Source organism: Acidovorax sp. 94, from assembly GCF_003634645.1.
GTDB lineage: Bacteria > Pseudomonadota > Gammaproteobacteria > Burkholderiales > Burkholderiaceae_C > Acidovorax > Acidovorax facilis.
In genome coordinates this window covers 4253486-4271016 of the sequence record NZ_RBJA01000001.1, presented here as the reverse complement: position 1 = coordinate 4271016, position 17531 = coordinate 4253486, and the positions used below count along the sequence as shown (strand labels likewise).

Sequence of the window (17531 nt, the reverse complement as noted above, 5' to 3'; positions counted from 1 at the left end):
GGTTCAGAGATCAGGGGCAGTTGGCAGGGAGGGAGCCCTCCCCGGCCTTGCGCGGCCGTCAGTCGGCGGGGCGCATTTTCTTGACTTCGTCGTTCGAGGGCTGGACTTTGCTGCCATCCACATAGCGGTAGTCCACCATCACACCCTTGCCGCCTTCGTTCTTGGTGCGGCCCACATAGCCGCCCATCGTGGACTGGTTGTCCTCAGGGCGGTAGGTGATGCGGCCAAACGGCGTGGGCACCTGCAAGCCCTTGAACGCTGCCACAAGCTTTTCAGTGTCGGTGGAGCCGGCCTTCTTTATGCCTTCGGCCAGCGACTTGATGGCGCTGTAGCCCACGATGGAGCCCAGGCGCGGGTAGTCATTGAACTTGGCCTGGTAGGCAGTCTGAAAGGCCTTGTGCTCAGGCGTCTGGATGCCGTACCAGGGGTAGCCGGTGACGATCCAGCCGTTCGGCGCTTCGTCCTTGAGCGGGTCCATGTATTCGGGCTCGCCCGTCAGCAGGCTGACCACTTCACGGCCCTGGAACAGGCCACGCGTGTTGCCTTCGCGCACAAACTTGGACAGGTCGGCACCGAACAGCACGTTGAAGATCGCATCCGGCTTGGCGTCGGCCAGGGCCTGCACCACGCTACCCGAATCGACCTTGCCCAACGGGGGCGCCTGCTCGGCCACAAACTCCACATCGGGCTGGGCCGCCTTGAGCAGCTGCTTGAACGTGGCCACGGCCGACTGGCCATACTCGTAGTTGGGGTACACCAGCGCCCAGCGCTTTTTCTTGAGGGCCGCAGCCTCGGGCACCATCATCGACACTTGCATGTAGGTGGAGGGACGCAGGCGGTAGGTATAGCGGTTGCCGTTTTGCCAGACGATCTTGTCGGTCAGTGGCTCACCGGCCAGGAAGAAGAATTTCTTTTGCTTGGCAAAGTCGGTCAGCGCCAGCCCGATGTGCGAGAGGAACGAGCCCGTGAGCACATCGACCTTTTCGCGCGACACCAGTTCTTCGGCAGCGCGCACGGCGTCGCCAGGGTTGGCGTTGTCGTCGCGGATGATGAGCTGGACCTTCTTGCCCAGCACCCCACCCGATGCGTTGATCTCATCGACCGCCAGCTCCATGCCTTTCTTGTAGGGCTCCAGGAAGGCGGGCTGCGCCTTGTAGCTGTTGATCTCGCCAATCTTGATGACATCCTGGGCGTGCACCACAGGGGCCAGCGTGAATGCCAGCGCGGCTGCGGCCGTGGCACGCATGAGGTTTCGTCGCATCGTCATGGGGAAACTCCTGAAAGGTGGGTTGGGGAAGGGGAACTGGTGAGCCTGCTCGGGATGGTAGTGCGCGCTCAGATCAGCGCAGTCCATCCTCGCCTTTGATTTCGGAGGCCTGAAGGCCGCCAATGCGTGCCAGCGGACGGCCGCTGTCGGTCACGACGATGGCGACCACGATTTCGTTGGCGCGGGGGGCGTCGGCCACGCGGGCCTCCATGGCGTCGAAGTGGCTGCGCACATAGGCGGCATCCTTGTGGCCCAGGGGCACGTCGATGGCGGTGCCCAGGCCGCCGATCTTCTTGCTGGACGGCACCAGGGCAGCGCCTTTCTCGACCGCCACACGCAGTGGCGCCCCCAGCTTTGGGTGCAGGATGGCGGCGGCATGTTCCAGCTCGCCCGCCTCGCCCACGATGGCGGCCTTGCCGTAGCTCTGTGCCTGGCCAGGTTCAATGCCCAGGGCTGCGACGCAACGGGCACCCAGCAGTGCGCCCAGCTCTTCACCGATGGCCACGAGTTCGTCGAGGTTCTCGACATAGCGGCCCGCGCAGGGGTTCTCGATGACGGCCATGGCCAGGGCCTTGCGCACAGGCGGCTGTACGTCGCGCCCCATCTCCACGCGGACTTCGTCGGTTTGAACAATGATCTTGCGGATCTTGGCGGACATGTGTGGGTCTCCTAGGGTCTTGTGGTTGGCAGTGGATCAGCGCAGGCCGTTCCACTGGCTGATGTCTGCGGCCTTGAGGCCTCCAACGCGTGCATGGATGCGAGCGCCGGTGGACATGGCCAGGATGAAGACGATTTCATCCGATGTGGGTGCGCCGGGCACCCGCACTTCGATGGCATCGAAATGGCTGCGCACGTAGCTCGCGTTGATGTGGGTGAGCGGCACATCCAGCGCCGCGCCCGGGCCACCCACCTTCTTGGTGGAAGGCACGATAGACAGTGCATTGGCGGGTTGCCCGGTCTTCTCTTCGGCCAGGCCTTTGGCGTAGGCGTTGCGGTCACCCTTCCAGCCCAGCAGCTCGCGCATGGCATAACCACCAGGCACATGCCACAGCGCGCCGTGCTCCAGCTCGCCAGCTGCCCCCACGATGGCGCCCTTGCCGTAAGTCTCGATGCGCTCGGAGGGCACAGCCATGGCCTTGAGCAGGCGCTGGGCCATGTCCAGCCCCACGTCCTGCAGGGCATCCATCATGGGGAGGATGTCGGGTTCGTACCGGCCCGCAAACGGGTTGGTCAGCACCGCGCCGATGGCACCACGCAGCAGCGGCACCTCAGCCACCGGCCCGAATTCGTGCCGGATTTCCTCAAGATGGGTGAAAACGCGTCGTATCTGGATCATTTTGGAGACCTGTGCAATTCGTTAAGCAAATACTGAACCAACTTCCGATTTCATCACCGCTTGTGGGGACCACACAGCACCGGCCAGGGCTTGCGGTGTGGCGGTCGCCAGAAACTGCCCCTGGCACGCCAGCAGCGCAAACCACAGCAGGCCGCTGGACTGCAATTCTTGCGCTTTTTGCAACCCCTGCTGCAAAGCCCGGCGAACCTGCTCTTCGGGCAAGTCAGGCACATCCACGGTGACAGGAATGGCACCCAGGTCACTGTCGTCCCGCACCAGCCACGCGGGCATGCGACCAATGCGCGCGTTCTGCACATTGACCGCATTGGCCACAATGGTCGCTGCCGCATCGGCCTGCGCGGCCGTGCGCGCCAGCACCGTCACGCTGTCCGCAATGCCCAGCGACTGGCTGCGCCCCCTCCAGCCGCTGGTGGCCACACCGCGCACCGGCATGGCGCTGTCGATGCAGATCTGCCCATCCAGCACCAAACCGTTGCGCAACTGTGCAGCATTCAGTGCGGCGATATCAGCGTACACCCCCACCGTGACCGACTGGCCGGGCGCCAGGTGCAGCGCAATGTCGCCGCCGTTGTTGACCCAGGCGCGGTCTATGCCTTGCTGGTCGTAGCACGCCAGAATTTCCTGGGCCACCGCACCCGCCACCGCCGCCATCGATGTGATGAAGCCTGCGCGGTAGGGACTGCAGGCCGCCCACATGCGGCGCGCCACCACGCCCTGCAACGTGCAGTGCGCACCCACCGGCGCCCGCAGGCTGGGGAGTTCACGCACCAGCTCCTGCAGCAGCCCTTCAAAACGTTGCCAGGCGCGTTCGTGCGCCTGGGCCACGGCGTCGCGCGCCCCTTCGGCCTGAAGGATGAGGTCCATCGGGCCATGCTGGAAGTGCCAGCGGCCGTCGGAAAGGAGTTTGCGGCAAGCGTTCACAGCGCGGCTCACTCAGCCTAGCAGGGGTGGGCGGCCCAGCGGCCACGGATTGGCCGCGGGCAAGGTCTGCCACACGCGCGCCTGCGGCGCACCGTCGTTGTGCCACGCACCGCGCTCCAGCACTTCGCGCAGGCTGCGAATTTGTTCGGTGTGCCCGCCCAGCGCTTCGTAGTCCGCGCGGCGCATGCTGAACTCGATGGGCGCCACGATGGCGGGGGTGGGCACGGTGCCAAAGCTGTTGTCCGGCATGCGCAGCACGTCGGCCATCACGGTGATACCGCCGCCCGGCCACACATAGGCGGGGGCACCGCCACAGGTCACATTGACCAGCGCGTTCTTGATGGAGCGCGTGAGCAGCACCGGGTTCTCTGTGACCCCTGCGCGCAGGCTACCGCCGGCTCCGCCGAGGAACAACACTGACGCCAGCGAAGGCTCGCAGTTTTCGCCGATGCGGTCCACGATGCGGCGCACCTCGACGGGCATCTCGGCTTCCACCGGATTCAATTGCTCGTCCAGCACGTACCAGGAGGCATGCTCCCCGGTGGTAGAGGTCATCAACAAGCGCAGCCCCGGCCAGGCCACGGATTCGTCCCAGCCCTCGATGATGGACAGCGGATCGGCAATGTCGGTGCCACCCCAGCCGGTGCCCGGGTTGGCCACCTGAAAGTAGCGGCCCGGCGTGGACTTGCGCCCGCGCATCTGGATGCCCGAAGGCTTCATGTCCAGACAGCGACCCGCCTGGTGTTCAGTAAGCACACCGGTGATGTGGTCGTCCACCACCACCACCTCGTCGGCATGGCCGAAGAACTGGCGCGCAAAGATACCAATGGCCGCAGAGCCGCAGCCCACGCGCATGCGCTGTTCGGCCACACCGTTGACGATGGGTGCGCGCCCTGCCTGGATCACGAGCTGCGAGCCGCCGTCGATGGTGAACTCCACGGCCTGCTTGTTGCCCAGCGCCTGCATCATCTCAGCGGTGATGCGGCCCTCCTTCTTGGTGCCACCCGTGAGGTGGTGCACGCCGCCGAGCGACAGCATCTGTGAGCCATATTCCGCCGTGGTCACGTGGCCCACCACCTCGCCCTTGCAACGCACGTTGGCCTGCTCGGAGCCGAGGAAGCGATCGGTGTCGATCTTCACCTTGAAGCTGCAGTAGCTGAAGATGCCCTCAGTGACCACCGTGACCATGTCCACACCATCGGTTTTGGAGCCCACGATGAAGGGCGCGGGCTTGTAGTCGGGGTAGGTGGTGGATGAGCCCACGCCCGTCACGAACACCTCTTCAGACAGCAGCAGATCGCCGTTCCATGCGGGTTCTGGAGTCACCTCGGTCTCAGCGCCTTCTGCAGCGGGGGCGCGGCCCGCAAACGGCACCAGTGTGGCCTCGCCCGTTTCCAGCGTCTTGCGCAGCAACACCACCGGGTCCAGCCGTACGAGTACGCCCGCGTGGTTGGCATAACGGTCGCAAGCACCTGCGCGGCCTTCGGAGATCTGGCACAGCACCGGGCACGCATTGCACTCGACCTTGGCAGCGTTCATGCGCTCATTGCGAGGCCGGGCGCGCTCGAGCACCTGCGGCAGATCTGGCGCATCCATGCCCGGCAGCCCATCGGTCTTGGTGTGTTCAGTCATCGTGGCAACCCATTCATTGCTTTGTTGCAAGTGCTTGTATGCGCTTTGCATTTTGTGTAGCATTCACTTAACTTAAATGTTGTGAACACTACATTTGATGTCAATGTAGCGGAATCAACCAGACTCTGCAATGGTGTTTTCGCACCCCCAAAAACGGTGCATGAGGAGCCCCAAAATGACGCACGTTGTGACGGACGCATGCATTCGGTGCAAGTACACCGACTGCGTCGATGTGTGCCCCGTGGATTGCTTCAAGGAAGGGCCGGAATACCTGGTCATCGACCCTGACGAATGCATCGACTGCGCGGTGTGCATTCCGGAGTGCCCGGCCAATGCGATCTATGCCGAAGACGACCTGCCCGAGGGCATGGAAATCTTCCTGCAGTTCAACAAAAAGCTGGCGCCCACGCTGCCCACAATCACCAAAAGAAAAGCGGCTTTGCCAGATGCGGAACAATGGAGGGTTGTGAGCCACAAGCTTTCAGGCCTGAACATTGCGCTGTAGAGCGCTTGGGGCCCTGAATCTGAGCCAGCTTCAGCCAGATTTCTTATTTGTTTCCAACTTTTCCATCTAACGCACCATGAGCGCCTTTCTTGACGAACGCGTCCTGACGGTCCACCACTGGACGGACCGACTTTTCTCCTTCACCACCACGCGCGACACCGCGCTGCGCTTTTCCAACGGGCATTTCACGATGATTGGCCTGCGTGGCGAAAACGGCAAACCCCTGCTGCGCGCCTACAGCATCGTGAGCCCCAACTACGAAGAGCACCTGGAGTTCCTGTCCATCAAGGTGCCCGACGGCCCGCTGACCTCGCGCCTGCAGCACATCAAGGTGGGCGACACCATCGTGGTCGGCAAGAAGCCCACTGGCACCCTGCTGATCGACTACCTGCTGCCCGCCAAGCGCCTGTACATGCTGTCCACCGGCACGGGCGTGGCCCCGTTCCTGAGCCTGATCCGCGACCCCGAGACTTACGAGAAATTCGAGGAAGTCATCTTGGTGCACGGCGTGCGCGAGGTGAAGGAGCTGGCCTACCACGACTACATCACGCAGGAGCTGCCACAACACGAGTTCCTGGGCGAGATGGTCACCAAGCAGCTCAAGTACTACCCCACCGTGACGCGCGAGCCTTTCAAGCACCAGGGCCGTGTGACCACCGTGATCGAAAACGGCCAGATGGCCCGCGACCTGGGCCTGCCCGCGCTCAACCCCGTGGAAGACCGCGTGATGATCTGCGGCAGCCCCGAGATGCTGCGCGACCTCAAGCACATGATGGAAGAGCGTGGCTTCAAGGAAGGCAACACCACGAAGCCTGGCGACTTCGTGATCGAACGCGCGTTCGCAGAGCAGTGATCCCCCGGCGGCCCCCGCACCGGGGGCCCGCCTCATCCACCAGGACCCGCCATGTCTGCCACTCCCACCAAGACCCGGACCGCGTCCCCCCGCGCCGCCTCTGCCCGCAAGACGGGCGTGCGCGAGCAGGCCGCACAGACCACGCGCGACAACATCCTGAAGGCGGCGACCAAAGTGTTCGCCCGCTACGGCTACGAAGGCGGCAGCGTGGAGAAGATCTCCAAGGCGGCGAAGTCGTTCGACCGGATGATTTACTACTACTTTGGCAGCAAGGAAGGCCTGTTCATCGAGGTGCTGGAGGAAACCTACCGGCGCATGAACGATGCGGAATCCAAGCTGGACCTGGACACCGCCAAACCGGTGGAGGCGCTGCAGGCGGTAATCCGCTTTGTGGTGGGCTACTACCGCAAGAACCCCGAGTTCATCACGCTGCTCAACACTGAGAACCTGCACAAGGGCAAGCACATCTCCAAGTCCATGCGGGCCCGTGAATACTCGTCGCCCGCCATCGAGGTGATCCGCCGCGTGCTCGAAAGCGGCCAGACGCAGGGGCTGTTTCGCAAGGACGTGTCGGCGCGCGATGTGTACCTGCTGATTGCCGCCACGGGCTACTTCTACATGTCCAACCGGCACACGCTGTCGGCCTTTCTGGGCGAAGACCTGGAGACGCCCGACGCGCTGGCGCACTGGGAATCGTTTGTCATCGACAGCGTGCTGCGCACTGTGGCGCCCGGCCCCAGCCTGCCCAAGGGCAGGGTCGCAGCGGCCTGAATCAACTAGAGATTTTTCCCTGCGGGGTGCCGCGTGGTGCCCCGCCCACCACCCCACGAGGAGAATCCATGGCAGAACCAGCAGCAGGCGGCAAATCGGGCAAGGTCGTCATCCAGAACATCGGTCTTTTGTTGTCGGGCGACCTGGACCGCCCCATCCTCGACGCCGACACCATCGTGGTGAATGACGGCCTCATCGTGGCCGTGGGCCGCTACAAGGATTGCGACACCGACCACGCCAACACCGTGATCGACGCACGCCAGACCTGCGTGGCGCCGGGCCTGATCGACAGCCATGTGCACCCCGTGTTCGGAGACTGGACGCCGCGCCAGAACCAGATCGGCTGGATCGACTCCACCATGAACGGCGGCGTGACCACCATGGTGTCGGCCGGCGAAGTGCACCTGCCCGGCCGCCCCAAGGACATCGTGGGCCTGAAGGCGCTGGCCATCACGGCGCAGCGCTCTTTCGACAACTTCCGCCCCGGCGGCGTGAAGGTGATTGCAGGCGCCCCGGTGATCGAGAAAGGCATGACCGAGCAGGACTTCAAGGACCTGGCCGACGCGGGCGTGACGCTGCTGGGCGAGGTGGGCCTGGGCTCCGTCAAGGCGGGCTACGAGGCACAGCAGATGGTGGCCTGGGCGCGCAAGCACGGCATCCAGAGCACCATCCACACGGGCGGGCCGTCCATCCCGGGCTCTGGGCTGATCGACAAGGACGTGGTGCTGGAGGCCGATGCCGACGTGATCGGCCACATCAACGGCGGCCACACCGCGCTGCCCTGGAAGCATGTGTGCGAGCTGTGCGAGAAGTCGTCCCGCGCGATCGAGCTGGTGCACAACGGCAACGAAAAGATCGCCATCCAGGCCGCGCGCGCGGCCATCGAGCTCAAGTGCCCACACCGCGTGATTTTGGGCACCGACGGCCCGGCTGGCTCGGGCGTGCAGCCCCTGGGCATGCTGCGCATGATTGCGCTGATATCGAGCTTTGCCGACATCCCCGCCGAGCTGGTGTTCTGCTTTGCCACGGGCAACACGGCGCGCATCCGCAACCTGAACTGCGGCCTCATCGAGGTAGGCCGCGCGGCCGACTTCGTCTTCATGGACCGCGCCCAGCACACCGCCGGCGCCACGCTGCTCGAAAGCGTACAGCTGGGCGACATCCCGGGCATCGGCATGGTGATGATCGACGGCCTGGTGCGCTGCGGGCGCAGCCGCAATACACCACCCGCGACCGAGATCCCGGTGGTGCTGTAGCCCACGCTCATCCCACAAAAAAGCCCGCAATCAGCGGGCTTTCTGTTGGGAGAGGTGCAGTCGAATCAATACGTGTCCGCCACACGCACCGCGCCGGGCTGTGCACGCGGGTAAGGTTCTTCAGCGCGCATGGCGGCGCCATCGTCCACGCGGAAGCCTTTGCCCTGCAGCACGACGGGCGTGCCCACGGCGGTGGGCTGTGCGCGGGTGAAGCGGCGCACCGAGCCGTCTTCCATACGCACCGCGATCTGGTAGACCGTCTGCGTGCGCGTGCGCTCTTCCACCTTGTGGCCCACGTAGCCGCCGCCCACGGCGCCCAGCACAGTGGCGGCCGTACGGCCCGAGCCCTTGCCCACCTGGTTGCCCACCACGGCCCCTAACACACCGCCCGCCACCGCCCCTACGCCTGTGGCCGGGGCCGCCTGCTGCACGGCTTGCACCGACTCGACGCGGCCGCAGGTGGCACACAGGGGAGCCTGTGTGGCAGTGCGCAGCGGTGGCTGCTGCTGTGGCTGGTATTGCTGCGGGGGTTGCCCGGCATAACCTTGCGAAGCTGCGGGCGGTTGATTTGCTACATTATTAGTAGCAATGTTTCTATTACCAACAAGCGCTGGCGCCGGTTTTTTTTGCAAATTCTCAGCTCTTGGCGCTCCTGGCGCAGGCTGCGCCGTCATGGCCAAGGATTGCGCGTCGGCGGAGGCGGGCTTGCCCGCGTTCTGCACCACCAGGGTCGTGCCCAGCGCCACCACACTCACGCCCAGCACGCCGATAGCGACCCACAGCCACTTGAGGGAAGGGCTGGCCGCGCCGCCAAAGGCGCCAGCCTGTGCCACAGGAACGGCGGAAGTGTTGGTGGAAGGCGAAACGATAAGACTCATGATTTTTCTCCGGAAGATCCAGAAAGCTCTGGATGAATGGCCGCCAGCGTAACCAGCCAGCCCGGAAATCCGGGCGTAGCGTCTGTAAAGGACGTAAGAACCTGTTTAAGAACCAGCCTATTGCGGCACATGCAGACGCCCCCGCGCTGCAGGCAGCGCACCCAGCTCCTGAAAAGCCCGGGCGCAGCTGGCTGAAAACAACAGCACCGCCGACGAGAAATAGATCCACATCAGCAGCACCACCAGCGACCCCGCTGCGCCATAGGCCGACACCACTGCCGCCGTGGCCAGGTACCAGGCCAGCAGCTGCTTGCCCACCGTGAACAGCGTGGCGCCCACCACGGCCCCAGCCATGATGCAGCGCGGCGGCGGCTTGGCCCCGGCGCCAATGCGCATCAAGCCCACAAACAGTGCCACGGCAAAGCCAAAGGCCACCACTTCATTGACCAGCTGCATGGCCGGTGCCAGCGGCGCCAGCGCCAGGCGCGAGCCCGCCCAGCCCGCCAACAGGTGGATCAGCGTGGACAGCGCCAGCGACACCAGCAGCAAGAAACCCAGCGCCAGCACATAGGCCAGCCCCCGCAGGCGCAGCGACGCCATGCGCCACCAGGCGGCCCGCTGCGGCACAGGGCCTTCGCCGCGCCACAGGTGCTCCAGTGCCGACTGCAACTCGACAAACACCCCGGTGGCGCCTGATACCAGCACCACAAACCCCACCAGCGATGCCAGCCGCCCCTCGGCCGGGGCCTGTGCACTGGCCATCGCCTGCCGCACCACGTCGGCCACCTGCTGCCCCATCACAGCCTGCACCTGCGCGATGAGATTGCTTTCCAGATAGCTGCGGTCCATCCACCAGCCCAGCACCCCCACCAGCAACAGCAACAGGGGCGCCAGGCTGAGCATGCCGTAGAACGACATGGCGGCGCTCATGCGCAGCCCGTCGGCGTCCAGCCAGAGCGTGGTGGCGCGCCAGAAAGGCTGGAGCAGGGTCCACACGGGTTTGACAAGGCGCAGTGCGCGGCGCTTCAGGGAGGGTGCTGCCATATGCGGCTAGCCTACGGCGGCAGCCCCCGCGCGTCCACCCGCGTTTCGCTGCAACTGCGGTAGGCCCGATCCCACATCGATCCCATAGCCCCCTGCAACAGTGGCCCTGCCTGTTGCCCAGGTGACCCGCCAACCCCCACGCGCGCGGATATTCTCAGGGCCGACACCCATCCACCCGGAGACACCGCCCCATGCACCCCCACGCCTTTGCCCACCTGCGCGCCGCACTCCAGACCCACGTCGACCAGGGTCTGCTGCCCGGCGCAGTGGCCCTGGTGCACCACCAAGGGCGCACGGTGCTGCACGAAGCCGTGGGCGCCCAGCGGCCCGGGGCAGGCGCGCCCGCCATGGCGCCCGACACCGTGTTCCGCATCTATTCCATGACCAAACCCATCGCCTCGCTGGCGGCGCTGATGCTCATGGAAGAAGGCCGCCTGCTGCTGTCGCACCCTGTCTCGCACTACCTGCCGGCGTTTGCAGGCCAGCGGGTGTACGACGAAGCCACCGGCACCACCGCCCCCCTGCAGCGCGAAGCCACGGTGCACGACCTGCTGCGCCACACCGCAGGGCTGAGCTATGCGTGGGAGGCCGGCACGGTGCCCGACCAATACCGGGCGGCCCGCGTCGGCTCGCGGCGCCACAGCAATGCCGAGCTGGTGGCCGCGCTCGGCCCGCTGCCGCTGGTGCACCAGCCTGGCAGCTGCTGGGAATACAGCCGCGCCACCGATGTGCTGGGTGCGGTACTGGAGGTGGTCGAAGGCGAGAGCCTGGGCACCCTCCTGAAACGCCGTATTCTGGAACCCCTGGGCATGCACGACACCGGGTTTTCGGTACTGCCCCACCGCTTGGCCGACCTGGCCGAGCCGTTCGCGCGCGACCCGCAGACCGGGGCCGAGGTGGCGTTGATCGATGTCTCGGCCCCGCCCGCGTTTGAATCCGCTGGCGGCGGGCTGGTGTCCACCGCCAGCGACTACGCACGCTTTTTGCAGCTGATGCTGGGCCAGGGCACCGTACAAGGCCCGGACGGCCACACCATCCGCCTGGCCAGCCGCGCCACCGTCGGTTTCATGACCGCCGACCATCTGGGCGGCATCCCCACAGCGGGCGACATCCTGCCCGCAGGCTACGGCTTTGGCCTGGGCGTGGCCGTTCGCAAGGCCACCGGCCTGGCATCCAGCCCCGGTTCGGCAGGCACCTACAGCTGGAGCGGACTGGGCGGCACCTTCTTTTTGGTAGACCCCGCCGAAGACCTGTTCGCCATCCTGCTCACCCAGGCGCCGGGCCAACTGCGCACCCTGTGCGAGCTGTATCCGGCGCTGGTGTACGCGGCGCTTTGATGAGCACACCTCCTTGAGGAGCTGCGTCCCAGGCCGGGGCAGCGCCAGCTGCAACCGCTGCGCATGGCAACGGAGGCCACGGCTTACACTCAACGCCCAATCACGGCACGCGACGCAGCTCCACCCGCAGCACGCATACCCGTCTCCCAGACCTCTTTTTTGAACCTATGCAGATCCGCTGCGCACTGGTCGGCATGCCCGGCTCCGGCAAATCCACCATCGGCCGCCAGCTGGCCCACCGGGCGGGGGTGCCCTTCATCGACCTGGATCACCGGCTGGAACAGACCATCGGCACCACCATCCGCAGCTTCTTCGAGGCCGAGGGCGAAGCCCGCTTTCGCGATCTGGAGTCGCAGGCCCTGGCCGACGTGGCCGGGCAAGCTGGTGGCATGGTCCTGTCCACCGGCGGCGGCGCCGTGCTGCGCCCCGAAAACCGCGAAACCCTGCGCCAGTTTGGCAACGTGCTGTACCTGCGCGCCTCGCCCGAAGAAATCTACCGGCGCGTCAAACACGACCGGACCCGCCCCCTGCTGCAAGGCGGCAACCCCATGGACAAGCTGCGCGACCTGTACGCCCAGCGCGATGGCCTGTACCGCGAAACCGCCCACTACGTCATCGAAACCGGCCGCCCCACTGTGCACACGCTGGTCAATATGATCATGATGCAGCTGGAGATGGCGGCGGGGGCACAGGGGGAGCAAGTGCCGCACGGCGCGTCCGATGCCCCAACCTCTGCGGGCACGCCGCACGCCGACCGCTCTTGAATCAATTGCTATTAAATCAATAGCTTTTTGCGCTTTACTGGCAAGCGCTAGCCGCCATTTTCATGCCCCCTGCAGCAGCGAGCAGCCCCCCTACCGCGCCTGCAACTGCCCCTCAAACACACAGGCAGCGCCCCGATAGGCACCGCAACCCGTCTCGGACACCCTGGCCCGGCGCCCGTCGGGATCCACCCGCACCTGGACCTCGCAAGCAGCAGCGTCGGGCTCGGGCCGGTAGGGCTTGAGCACCAAGGTGCCTCGTTGCCACTGCCCCAGGCTGTCCAGACCGCCGCTGCACTGCGGCGATCCAACCGTGAGCGCTGCCGCCACCGCGCCGCGTTCAGCATCCAACACGATGAGTCGCAACTGCAACTGCCCCACCAAGGCCGGGCCTTCCCACTGCGCCGCGAGGCGGCTGGCTGGCAAGGTCGAACTGGCGGCAAGAGCAGGCGCCTGGGCCTGGGCCCAGCAGACGGGCTGGGCCAGTGCCAGCGCGGCCCACAGCGCTTTTGGTGCTCCAGCACACGCCACGCTCCGCGCCACGGCACCAAAACGTACAAGGGAGCGAAGTCGAGCGGACAAGGAACAAGTCATGGCAGAAGTCGGGCGTTTCAACGGAAGTTGGCGGGCACTATGCGCTGCTCAATGTACTGCCACAGGTAAGCCGTGTAAGCCTTGGCTGCACTGCCGTCGTGGGCGTCGATCATCGCCCGGCGCTTGTCGGCATCAGCCACGTGGTTTTTCAGCAGGCCTTCAGCGCGCGCATCGGTCAGCGTGCCTTTGAGGATTTGCGCGGCACCATTCGCCCCCTCGTGGTGGACCAGATAGATGTACTGCGCTTTCTTGTCTGCGGGCAGATCGGCAGGCACCAGAGGGGTGCCATCGTCGTTGGTGCGGGCGCTCAGCTGGGTGAAGTAACCCTTGTCCAGCTCAGCCGCAGCCACGATGGAGGTGGTGGCGTCAAAGCGCAAGTCCAGCAGCGCAGCCCGGTCCACCACCTGGTTGGCATTGTTCACCTGCCCCAGGGACTTGGCCTGTTCATTGACGTAGCTGCCCGGCTTGGTGGCCGATTCGATCCAGGTGCTTTCCAGAAATTGCGTCAAGCCCCCAGCCTTGCTGGTGGTGTTGTAGCTCTGCGGGTCCCAGGTGGCCGAGAGTTCACGGCGCAGGGCCTTCCACTCGGCGGCCCCCGCCTTGTCCAGCTTGGCTTTTGGGTCCAGCTGCGGATGCAGCTCGCCAAAAAAGCGCTGGTTGGTGGCATCGTCCAGACGCTTGCCGCGCAGCGGGCCCGCTTCTGCAGATATCACGGCCGCAATCGTGGCGCGTGGGTAGCCCGTGCGATCCGCAGCCAGGGTAATGGCGTCGCGGTAAATCTCGTTCACGCCCAGGCGCAATGGATCGGTCCGGTCGCGCTCGGCATTCCGCAACGCTGTCAGGGCATTGGGCGCAGGCACGGTGCCAGCCCCCCAGAACGGCGTGGAGTTGGCGCTTTGCGCGGTGTTGCTGCTGGCGGTGGGGTTGAGGGTGTCGGCCTGCGCCAGCATCAAGCCGGATTGCAAAGACGTCGCGGTGCTTTCGTTAGCAAAGCCCGTCTCCTGAGACAAACTGGGGTCCGTAGGCGCTGCAGCAGCGCCACTGCCGGACAGTGCCCAAGTACTGGTGTTGGTAGTGATTTGCATGGTGAAGAGCTGTCGGTATTGATCCATCCCTGGGCACGATGGGCAGTGGGCCTCAGGCCATCCCTTGGGGCATCTGCCACTTGATGCAGCCATGGGGGATGAACGTGATTGAACCGGTTTTACCTTCGTATAGCTATACAGGCGATTCCTAGCTAGGAATCTCCCTAGTTGGGAAGAACACCTACCCACAGAGAGAAGAACCGCCCGGCCACACCAAGGGCTCGGGACGGAGCCCTGCGTTCGATCTAGCGGAAAGTCTGGCCAGGAGCCTTGATCGGGCAGCCCGAGCTTTCGCCCTGCCTGTCGAGGGGCTGTTCAGCGGAGACGCCCTGGCTTGGACAGGGCCAGCCCGAACGGGCGGGGGGAAACGGGCGGGACAAAGGACGAGGGCAACGGGTGCGACATGTTGTCACAAGGTCCTCAAAATCAAGCCGAATCAGCCTCCAGCGCTTTTTCTGCAAGCGTAAATTGCTACACAATTAGTAGCAATATGCATCCAATGGCATCACAGATTAGGCGCCAGCAACCGCTCCAACACCTTCTCATCCATGCCCCGGCGCTGGGCCATGTCGTGCAGCTGGTCTTCGCCGATCTTGCCGACGTTGAAGTACACGGCATCAGGGTGGCCGATGTAGAAGCCGCTCACGCTGGCGGCGGGCATCATGGCCAGGCTTTCGGTGAGCGACATGCCGATCTCGCCAGCCTGCAGCACGCGGAACAGGTCGGTCTTGGCGCTGTGGTCCGGACAGGCGGGGTAGCCGGGCGCGGGGCGGATGCCCTGGTACTTCTCGGCAATCATGTCGTCGTTGCTCAGCGCCTCGCCCGCGGCGTAGCCCCACAGGTCAGTGCGCACGCGGTGGTGCAAGGCCTCGGCAAAGGCTTCGGCCAGGCGGTCGGCCAGGCTCTTGAACATGATGGCGGAGTAGTCGTCCAGCGCGTCGATGAAGGCCTTTTCCTTCTTCTCGATCCCGAGGCCCGCCGTCACGGCGAACATGCCGGCGTAGTCGGCAATGCCGCTTTCCTTGGGCGCTACAAAGTCGGCCAGGCAGCGGCTGGGGCGGGTCACGCCGTCGATGGTGTGTTTTTCGGCCTGCTGGCGCAGGCCGTACCAGGTCATGGCCACTTCGGTGCGGGTGTCGTCGGTGTAGAACTCGATGTCGTCGTCATTCACGCTGTTGGCGGGCAGCAGGGCCATCACGCCGCTGGCCGTGAGCCACCGGCCTTCGATGATCTTCTTGAGCATGGCCTGCCCATCGGCAAACACACGCGTGGCTTCCACGCCCACGATCTCGTCGGTGAGGATGGCGGGGTACGGGCCGGCCAGGTCCCAGGTCTGGAAGAACGGACCCCAGTCGATGTACTTGGCCAGCTCGCCCAGGTCGAAGTTCTTGAACACGCGGCGGCCCAGCGCGCGCGGCACGGTGGGCTGGTAGGCCGACCAGTCGATCGGCGTCTTGTTGGCGCGGATCTTGGCCAGGGGCCACAGGGGCGTGGCCTTTTTGTTGGCGTGCTGGGTGCGGACCTTGTCGTAGTCCGCGTTGAGCTCGTCCACGTAGTTCTGCACGCCGTCGCCCAGCAGGCTCTGCGCCACGCTCACGCTGCGCGAGGCGTCGGGCACATAGACCACGGGACCTTCGTAGTGCGGAGCGATCTTGACGGCGGTGTGCACGCGGCTGGTGGTGGCGCCGCCGATCAGCAGCGGGATCTTCTTGATGCGGAAGTGCTCGTCCTTCTGCATCTCGCCCGCCACATACTGCATTTCTTCGAGGCTGGGGGTGATCAGGCCCGACAGGCCCACGATGTCGGCCCCCTCCACCTTGGCGCGCGCCAAAATCTCGTGGCAGGGCACCATCACGCCCATGTTCACCACCTCGAAGTTATTGCACTGAAGCACCACGGTGACGATGTTCTTGCCGATGTCGTGCACGTCGCCCTTCACGGTGGCGATGACGATCTTGCCCTTGCTGCGCACGTCGCGCCCGGCCAGTTCGTCCTGGCGCTTTTCTTCCTCGATGTAGGGGATGAGATGGGCCACGGCCTGCTTCATCACGCGTGCGCTTTTCACCACCTGGGGCAAAAACATCTTGCCCGCACCAAACAGATCGCCCACCACGTTCATGCCGTCCATGAGCGGGCCTTCGATCACGTGCAGCGGGCGGCCGCCCTTGGCCAGGATCTCGCGGTATGCCTCTTCGGTGTCTTCGGTGATGAAGTCGGTGATGCCATGCACCAGCGCGTGCGACAGGCGTTCGCCCACGGTCTTGGGGTGCTCGGGCGTTCCGCGCCATTCGAGCTTCTTGCTTTCGTCCTTGGCGCCGCTCTTGGCGGTTTCGGCGATCTCGACCAGGCGCTCACCAGCATCCGGGCGGCGGTTGAGCACCACGTCTTCCACGCGCTCGCGCAGCACGGGCTCCAGGTCGTCGTACACGCCCACCATGCCCGCGTTGACGATGCCCATGTCCATGCCGGCCTTGATGGCGTGGTACAGAAACACGGTGTGGATGGCTTCGCGCACCGGGTCGTTGCCGCGGAAGCTGAACGACACGTTCGATACCCCACCCGACACCTTGGCGCCGGGCAGGTTCTGCTTGATCCAGCGCGTGGCCTCGATGAAATCGACGGCGTAGTTGTTGTGCTCTTCAATGCCGGTGGCTACGGCAAAGATGTTGGGGTCGAAGATGATGTCCTCGGGCGGGAAGCCCACTTCATCGACCAGGATGCGGTAGGCGCGTTCGCAGATTTCGATCTTGCGCTCGTAGGTGTCGGCCTGGCCTTTTTCGTCAAACGCCATGACCACGGCAGCGGCGCCGTAGCGGCGCACCAGGCGCGCCTCGTGCTTGAACTTGTCCACGCCCTCCTTCATGGAGATGGAGTTGACGATGCCCTTGCCCTGCACGCAGCGCAGACCGGCCTCGATCACCTCCCACTTGGAGCTGTCCACCATGATGGGCACGCGCGCGATGTCGGGCTCGGACGCGATGAGCTGCAGAAAGCGCACCATGGCGGCCTTGCTGTCGAGCATGGCCTCGTCCATGTTGATGTCGATGACCTGGGCGCCGTTCTCCACCTGCTGGCGCGCCACGGCCAGGGCTTCTTCGTACTGGCCGTTCAAAATCATGCGCGCGAACGCCTTGGAGCCGGTGACGTTGGTGCGCTCGCCGATGTTGACGAACAAGGTGCCCTCGCCAATGGAGACGGGCTCCAGACCGGACAGCTTCATGGGGGGCAGGGATACAGCAGACATAGGACTCACTCACCTGTGCAGGGGCA

The 17531-nt window shown here is 65.0% G+C and carries 16 protein-coding genes; 6 read left to right on the top strand and 10 right to left on the bottom strand.

Annotation, left to right across the window (positions count from 1 at the left end):
* Positions 1 to 58: 58 nt before the first annotated feature.
* The 5 genes from C8C94_RS19635 to C8C94_RS19615 form a co-directional block, all read right to left on the bottom strand.
* Positions 59 to 1267: an ABC transporter substrate-binding protein gene (locus C8C94_RS19635; RefSeq protein ID WP_121421904.1), complete on the bottom strand. Its 1209-nt coding sequence runs from the start codon at positions 1265 to 1267 to the stop codon at positions 59 to 61.
* Between the two features lie 73 nt (positions 1268 to 1340).
* Positions 1341 to 1925, bottom strand: coding sequence for an amino acid synthesis family protein (locus C8C94_RS19630; protein WP_121421903.1), 585 nt, complete (start codon positions 1923 to 1925; stop codon positions 1341 to 1343).
* Positions 1926 to 1961: 36 nt separating this feature from the next.
* A complete protein-coding gene (locus C8C94_RS19625) occupies positions 1962 to 2603 on the bottom strand; it encodes an amino acid synthesis family protein (protein WP_121421902.1) in 642 nt (213 codons plus the stop codon).
* Positions 2604 to 2624: 21 nt separating this feature from the next.
* Positions 2625 to 3545: a UPF0280 family protein gene (locus C8C94_RS19620; protein ID WP_121422993.1), complete on the bottom strand. Its 921-nt coding sequence runs from the start codon at positions 3543 to 3545 to the stop codon at positions 2625 to 2627.
* A 12-nt stretch (positions 3546 to 3557) separates the two neighbouring features.
* On the bottom strand, positions 3558 to 5177 hold the full coding sequence (locus C8C94_RS19615; protein ID WP_121422992.1) for a 6-hydroxynicotinate reductase: 1620 nt from the start codon (positions 5175 to 5177) through the stop codon (positions 3558 to 3560).
* 175 nt (positions 5178 to 5352) lie between these two features.
* Between C8C94_RS19615 and fdxA the strand changes: the two genes are divergently transcribed.
* The 4 genes from fdxA to C8C94_RS19595 all read left to right on the top strand — a co-directional run bounded on the left by fdxA (position 5353) and on the right by C8C94_RS19595 (position 8562).
* Entirely contained in the window at positions 5353 to 5682 is a 330-nt protein-coding gene (gene fdxA / locus C8C94_RS19610) for a ferredoxin FdxA (RefSeq protein WP_056057161.1), read from the top strand.
* Between the two features lie 76 nt (positions 5683 to 5758).
* Positions 5759 to 6535: a ferredoxin--NADP reductase gene (locus C8C94_RS19605; protein ID WP_121421901.1), complete on the top strand. Its 777-nt coding sequence runs from the start codon at positions 5759 to 5761 to the stop codon at positions 6533 to 6535.
* A gap of 51 nt (positions 6536 to 6586) precedes the next feature.
* Complete coding sequence (locus C8C94_RS19600) at positions 6587 to 7306, top strand: TetR/AcrR family transcriptional regulator (RefSeq protein WP_121421900.1); 720 nt, start codon at positions 6587 to 6589, stop codon at positions 7304 to 7306.
* Between the two features lie 68 nt (positions 7307 to 7374).
* Positions 7375 to 8562: an amidohydrolase family protein gene (locus C8C94_RS19595; RefSeq protein WP_121421899.1), complete on the top strand. Its 1188-nt coding sequence runs from the start codon at positions 7375 to 7377 to the stop codon at positions 8560 to 8562.
* Positions 8563 to 8627: 65 nt separating this feature from the next.
* On the opposite strand, the gene C8C94_RS19590 is transcribed toward C8C94_RS19595, so the two are convergent.
* Both C8C94_RS19590 and C8C94_RS19585 read right to left on the bottom strand, forming a co-directional pair.
* Positions 8628 to 9440 (bottom strand): glycine zipper 2TM domain-containing protein, encoded by an 813-nt coding sequence (locus C8C94_RS19590; RefSeq protein WP_121421898.1) that lies wholly within the window; start codon positions 9438 to 9440, stop codon positions 8628 to 8630.
* 117 nt (positions 9441 to 9557) lie between these two features.
* Positions 9558 to 10484, bottom strand: coding sequence for a YihY/virulence factor BrkB family protein (locus tag C8C94_RS19585; protein ID WP_121421897.1), 927 nt, complete (start codon positions 10482 to 10484; stop codon positions 9558 to 9560).
* Positions 10485 to 10675: 191 nt separating this feature from the next.
* On the opposite strand from C8C94_RS19585, the gene C8C94_RS19580 reads away from it, so the two are divergent.
* Positions 10676 to 11821 (top strand): serine hydrolase, encoded by a 1146-nt coding sequence (locus tag C8C94_RS19580; RefSeq protein ID WP_121421896.1) that lies wholly within the window; start codon positions 10676 to 10678, stop codon positions 11819 to 11821.
* Between the two features lie 167 nt (positions 11822 to 11988).
* Complete coding sequence (locus C8C94_RS19575) at positions 11989 to 12585, top strand: shikimate kinase (RefSeq protein WP_121421895.1); 597 nt, start codon at positions 11989 to 11991, stop codon at positions 12583 to 12585.
* A gap of 90 nt (positions 12586 to 12675) precedes the next feature.
* On the opposite strand, the gene C8C94_RS19570 is transcribed toward C8C94_RS19575, so the two are convergent.
* The 3 genes from C8C94_RS19570 to metH form a co-directional block, all read right to left on the bottom strand.
* Positions 12676 to 13164 (bottom strand): hypothetical protein, encoded by a 489-nt coding sequence (locus C8C94_RS19570; protein WP_147433289.1) that lies wholly within the window; start codon positions 13162 to 13164, stop codon positions 12676 to 12678.
* Between the two features lie 29 nt (positions 13165 to 13193).
* Positions 13194 to 14261, bottom strand: coding sequence for a hypothetical protein (locus C8C94_RS19565; RefSeq protein WP_147433288.1), 1068 nt, complete (start codon positions 14259 to 14261; stop codon positions 13194 to 13196).
* A 505-nt stretch (positions 14262 to 14766) separates the two neighbouring features.
* Positions 14767 to 17505, bottom strand: a complete 2739-nt coding sequence (gene metH, locus C8C94_RS19560) for a methionine synthase (protein ID WP_121421892.1) — start codon at positions 17503 to 17505, stop codon at positions 14767 to 14769.
* Between the last annotated feature and the right edge of the window lie 26 nt (positions 17506 to 17531).

Bases quoted from the DNA above. Each gene is read 5' to 3' on its own strand.
- C8C94_RS19600 (WP_121421900.1), top strand. From the start codon at position 6,587: ATGTCTGCCACTCCCACCAAGACCCGGACCGCGTCCCCCCGCGCCGCC.
- C8C94_RS19585 (WP_121421897.1), bottom strand. From the start codon at position 10,484: ATGGCAGCACCCTCCCTGAAGCGCCGCGCACTGCGCCTTGTCAAACCC.
- fdxA (WP_056057161.1), top strand. From the start codon at position 5,353: ATGACGCACGTTGTGACGGACGCATGCATTCGGTGCAAGTACACCGAC.
- C8C94_RS19580 (WP_121421896.1), top strand. From the start codon at position 10,676: ATGCACCCCCACGCCTTTGCCCACCTGCGCGCCGCACTCCAGACCCAC.
- C8C94_RS19615 (WP_121422992.1), bottom strand. From the start codon at position 5,177: ATGACTGAACACACCAAGACCGATGGGCTGCCGGGCATGGATGCGCCA.
- C8C94_RS19565 (WP_147433288.1), bottom strand. From the start codon at position 14,261: ATGCAAATCACTACCAACACCAGTACTTGGGCACTGTCCGGCAGTGGC.
- C8C94_RS19630 (WP_121421903.1), bottom strand. From the start codon at position 1,925: ATGTCCGCCAAGATCCGCAAGATCATTGTTCAAACCGACGAAGTCCGC.
- C8C94_RS19575 (WP_121421895.1), top strand. From the start codon at position 11,989: ATGCAGATCCGCTGCGCACTGGTCGGCATGCCCGGCTCCGGCAAATCC.
- C8C94_RS19635 (WP_121421904.1), bottom strand. From the start codon at position 1,267: ATGACGATGCGACGAAACCTCATGCGTGCCACGGCCGCAGCCGCGCTG.
- metH (WP_121421892.1), bottom strand. From the start codon at position 17,505: ATGTCTGCTGTATCCCTGCCCCCCATGAAGCTGTCCGGTCTGGAGCCC.
- C8C94_RS19625 (WP_121421902.1), bottom strand. From the start codon at position 2,603: ATGATCCAGATACGACGCGTTTTCACCCATCTTGAGGAAATCCGGCAC.
- C8C94_RS19605 (WP_121421901.1), top strand. From the start codon at position 5,759: ATGAGCGCCTTTCTTGACGAACGCGTCCTGACGGTCCACCACTGGACG.
- C8C94_RS19595 (WP_121421899.1), top strand. From the start codon at position 7,375: ATGGCAGAACCAGCAGCAGGCGGCAAATCGGGCAAGGTCGTCATCCAG.
- C8C94_RS19590 (WP_121421898.1), bottom strand. From the start codon at position 9,440: ATGAGTCTTATCGTTTCGCCTTCCACCAACACTTCCGCCGTTCCTGTG.